The 3685-nt window shown below is 65.3% G+C and carries 8 protein-coding genes; 6 read left to right on the forward strand and 2 right to left on the reverse strand.

The annotated features are described in order from the left end of the window. On the reverse strand, nt 1-195 hold a 195-nt coding region (locus MKK60_RS02520; RefSeq protein WP_243983781.1), incomplete at its 3' end, for a DUF2171 domain-containing protein. Nucleotides 196-393: 198 nt separating this feature from the next. On the opposite strand from MKK60_RS02520, the gene MKK60_RS02525 reads away from it, so the two are divergent. Both MKK60_RS02525 and MKK60_RS02530 read left to right on the forward strand, forming a co-directional pair. After that, entirely contained in the window at nt 394-597 is a 204-nt protein-coding gene (locus tag MKK60_RS02525) for a hypothetical protein (protein WP_243983782.1), read from the forward strand. A gap of 202 nt (nt 598-799) precedes the next feature. Continuing rightward, on the forward strand, nt 800-1027 hold the full coding sequence (locus MKK60_RS02530; protein WP_243983784.1) for a hypothetical protein: 228 nt from the start codon (nt 800-802) through the stop codon (nt 1025-1027). A 257-nt stretch (nt 1028-1284) separates the two neighbouring features. Here the strand turns inward: MKK60_RS02530 and MKK60_RS02535 are convergent, their stop codons facing one another. Then, on the reverse strand, nt 1285-2109 hold the full coding sequence (locus MKK60_RS02535; RefSeq protein ID WP_243983786.1) for a helix-turn-helix domain-containing protein: 825 nt from the start codon (nt 2107-2109) through the stop codon (nt 1285-1287). Between the two features lie 493 nt (nt 2110-2602). Between MKK60_RS02535 and MKK60_RS02540 the strand changes: the two genes are divergently transcribed. From MKK60_RS02540 to MKK60_RS02555, 4 genes are all read left to right on the forward strand, one after another. Next, complete coding sequence (locus MKK60_RS02540) at nt 2603-2881, forward strand: hypothetical protein (protein WP_243983788.1); 279 nt, start codon at nt 2603-2605, stop codon at nt 2879-2881. A 66-nt stretch (nt 2882-2947) separates the two neighbouring features. Then, nucleotides 2948-3241: an HU family DNA-binding protein gene (locus MKK60_RS02545; protein ID WP_243983790.1), complete on the forward strand. Its 294-nt coding sequence runs from the start codon at nt 2948-2950 to the stop codon at nt 3239-3241. Then, nucleotides 3238-3417, forward strand: coding sequence for a hypothetical protein (locus MKK60_RS02550; protein WP_243983792.1), 180 nt, complete (start codon nt 3238-3240; stop codon nt 3415-3417). Before MKK60_RS02545 ends, MKK60_RS02550 begins: the two co-directional genes overlap by 4 nt. Next, a partial coding sequence (locus tag MKK60_RS02555) for a hypothetical protein (RefSeq protein ID WP_243983793.1) occupies nt 3414-3685 on the forward strand: 272 nt, incomplete at its 3' end. The genes MKK60_RS02550 and MKK60_RS02555, both read left to right, overlap by 4 nt.

Genomic DNA, 3685 nt, shown 5'->3' on the forward strand with positions numbered 1-3685 from the left:
CCTGTTCAAGCGCACCTCACCGTTCTCGACAGCGTCTATCGAGTCGACATGGATGAAGTGATGCACGCCCTCCGCGTCCGGGTCAGTGCGGGTCAGCTTGATGCGCTGCCCATCGAGATGATCGACCGTGCCGACGTGGCCGCCATCGGAACCGGAGACCGGCATGTGTTCCTGGATCTTCGTGATGTCGATCATGGCTGCATTCCTCAAACCGACCGCGAATGGTCGTCGACTCGCCGGCCAACGCATCCCTTCACGATCGGGTCCCTGAGATATTTCTCGGTCTGTGGAGGAACCGGATAGCTCTGGAGAAGCCGACCTCGGCGCGAGGTTCTGCCGCACCGACGAAGCGTGTGGTGCAGCGTTGCCCGCGGCGAACGCGAAGGAGCTGGCATGGCCGACAAGGCAGACGTGACGACGTACATCCTGAAGCAGGCGCTGGCGGCCAAGGTCGACGACCACGTCGAGATCGCGGTTGAGGCTGAGGACGGGACGCGGTTCAAGATCCGCTCGACGTCCGAGCAGCTCGACGCCCTGGTCGGTGATCTGGATGTCATTCTGGACGCCGACGATGCCGAAGCCGAGGCGGCCGAGTAGCATCGTAGAGAAAGCCCGCTTCCGCTCCCACGGGAGCGGGCAACAGCATCGCTCATGAGCTGGTGTGCAGGTTGCGCCCACTCGCCTTGTGGTCATCGGAACGTCGAGTTTCCTGCGAAACGGTTCAGTAACCAGATCGCCACATGCCCATCACCATGCAGCGGTAGGCATCTCCGCTCCTGCGACGCACCGGAGCACAAGCATGGTACTCGCCGATCTCGACAAGCGCGCGGAACTGACCGTCTGGCCGTCTAACGGACCGGCTCGTACTGCCCAAGCACGCGAGTTTTCGAGTCTGCGCGAAGCTCTTGCAGCCGCAGCCGAAAGCATCCAGGCCAACGACGCACAGCCCTGGATCATCACCGAGGACGGAGACATCCTATCGCCACGCTGGATCAGGGCAAACGCTGATCCGCACCGGCTACAGTAAGACGGCAAAGAACGTGCCATAAGCCGGCGTCGGCGGTTCCTGTTCCCCGCAGCACCGACCTTCACGCGATCACCCGACCCAAGGCTTCACGGGTCCGGCGCAGGGACCTGGCCCGCACCGACCTGTCATCACGTACTCTGTCTGCTCGGCAAGCTACCGGCGTTCGCGACCGCCGACAGCGCGTGCGTAGAGAGGCCGGCGGCATAGCACCCTGCGAAGTCTGAGACGCGTCCGGCATGGCGAACGCCCGCGTGCGGCTACCGCATAGCTCGGCCGGCTCTACCCGTCGCGCGGATCTCGGATGGGGCTCTGTCCACGAGGTTGCCCACCGCTTGTCGGCAGCCCTTCTGAGGGTTCCGAGCCCCTGATTTCACAGGATATGGAACATCAGTAGGCGTGCGGGTTGCGGATTTGACCCCTATCCCCTGTGACGAAGGGAGTAGCGTTTCGTTACCCCCCTGACGCCCTAAGTTTTTCTTAGCCCGTCCGGCCGGGGATGGGTGGGTGTTGAGCACCACCCCCTTCCGCGCCAGCCGGAGCCAAGCCGTCCACTCGGCCGCCACGATGCGGACCACGTTCGGCAGGTTCCGAAATCCTGTCACCGGCCGGGCCTCGACCGTGACGAGCCCGAGCTTGCGGGCCTCCCGTATGGCGTTCTTCACGGTAGACCGGCACACGCCGACGATCGCGGCCAGGTGCTCCACGGCGAGGCGGCAATCCTTGCGCCGAGCGGTCTCGGCCGCGACGAGGGACAGGACCGCTTGCTCGGCCAGCGTGAACCGTGCCGCGATGGCCGGAGGAAGCCGCCCGGAGGCCGCCCAGCGGCGGCGGCGGGCCATCGACGCATCCGTGCGCGGTCGGGAGCCGGCGCCCGTCCTGGGGCTTCCTGCTCGGTCCGGGGGCAAGTTCTTTCCAGAACCGGAAGAAACCTGCCGCGCCTCGATGACGGCGGCCAACGCCTCCGCCTCGACCTCGGACAGGTGCCCCTCTCCGAACGCTTTCCACAACGCGGACGCGACGGCCGGCAGCGCGGCGCGCGGAGCCGCTTCCGCCTGTCGGCGGATTTCGTAGGCATAGTCCATCACTCACAGCCCTGCTCGGGCCGCGTCAAAGCAGGGGGCGCAGCGGTAGCTGTCCCCGGCAAAAGGCAAAGCGCCACCGTCTCGGGAAGCGACCCCGATTGACTCCCGGCGGGAGCTATGGCTTGTGAGGAGTTGGAACCGGCCTCACAGGCCCTACGATTTCGACGGCCTCACCCTTGCCGGGGTGGGGCCGTTGGCGTTTTGGTCTTAGGTCTTTCTCGCGGCCTTGATCCCTTGTTCCAGCCGGCTCACGACTCGCCACAGGGCGCGCACAGGCCGGACTTGGCATGTCGGCCGGCGGACACGGCTAAGTCAACGGCGGGCAGCCTGGATCTTCAGGAAGCGTTTACCTCCCCGGCGTCCTTTCGCGCTCCACAGGCGCTGGAGGACGGCAGGCCAATGAACACTCAGCCCGACAAGCCGTTACCCCAACCAATCATCGAGCCGTGGCGCATTGCCGTGCTCGTGTTGATCCTCGGTGGTGCCATGCTGTTTGTCCACGCAGTCGTTCCAGTTGGTGCCTAATCCCACCACAAGCCGACTGCTCAGCTTTCCATCCATCACCGACTGGCCGAGCGAGGAGCAGAGACTGCTGGCAGACCTCGACAAGCTGCGTTCGGACGCCCTCTCGGACATAGGGCTCTCAGAATTCGTCGCGCGCTGGCGCTGGATCGTGGGGGAGCCTCCAGCCGTCATGTTGGAGAACCGATCGGAAATGATCCGCATCCTGGTTCAGAGCATGCCGATTGCTTCATCCACTTTGATGCTCTGAGGGTTGGAGCCTCAATTTCCGGGCGGCAGGTTGCTGCCCGGCGCTTCATGCCCCTATGCCGCCGCCATGATCCGGTCCGACCTCGTTCTCCGCCTCGCCGCCCTGAACCCGCATCTCTACGAGAAAGACTGCGTGGCGCTGGTCGATGCCATTCTCGGTCGCATCTCGGATGCGCTGTTGGCTGGTGATCGGGTGGAAATCCGTGGGTTCGGATCGTTCACGGTGAAGGAGCGGCCTGCGCGACAGGGGCACAACCCAAAAACGGGGGCCCGGATCGGGGTGCCGGCCAAGACCGCGCTTGTCTTCAAGGCAGGGAAGGACATGCGGGATCGACTGAACCCGGAAGCGGCGGTGCCGTGAGCGACGACCCGCTCCACGAAGCCGTCGAAGTTCTCCGCGCGCTCGGCCTGTACGTCGAGCTAACCGGTGACGACCTGAGCCTATGGCTCGTGAATGGCGAGGAGATGACCGACGCGGGCCTGATGAAGCTTACCGCGCTGATAGGCCTCGTACCCGGCTCGGCGACGATCCAGTGAAGGGCGTTCCCAGACACCTCCGCAACCCGCGGCGCTGGTACGACGCCGATGGCATAGAGCAGCCGCCGGCCACGATCGCGAACAGCAAGGCGAACGGCGCCCGCGGGCTTCTGGTGTTCTGCGAGTGCGGGCACAGCGGCGCCATGTCGTTCGACGGCCTGCCCGATGACTTCCCCGTGCCGGATGTCGCGCTACGGCTGGTGTGCTCGGCCTGCGGGCGGAAGGACCGGATCAGCACGCGGCCGAACTTCGCGGGCGTGCACACCGG

It is taken from the genome of Methylobacterium sp. J-092 (assembly GCF_022829325.1).
Lineage (GTDB): Bacteria > Pseudomonadota > Alphaproteobacteria > Rhizobiales > Beijerinckiaceae > Methylobacterium.

Coding starts and splice junctions, on each gene's coding strand:
- MKK60_RS02525 (WP_243983782.1), top strand. CDS start 394: ATGGCCGACAAGGCAGACGTGACGACGTACATCCTGAAGCAGGCGCTG.
- MKK60_RS02545 (WP_243983790.1), top strand. CDS start 2,948: ATGATCCGGTCCGACCTCGTTCTCCGCCTCGCCGCCCTGAACCCGCAT.
- MKK60_RS02535 (WP_243983786.1), bottom strand. CDS start 2,109: ATGGACTATGCCTACGAAATCCGCCGACAGGCGGAAGCGGCTCCGCGC.
- MKK60_RS02530 (WP_243983784.1), top strand. CDS start 800: ATGGTACTCGCCGATCTCGACAAGCGCGCGGAACTGACCGTCTGGCCG.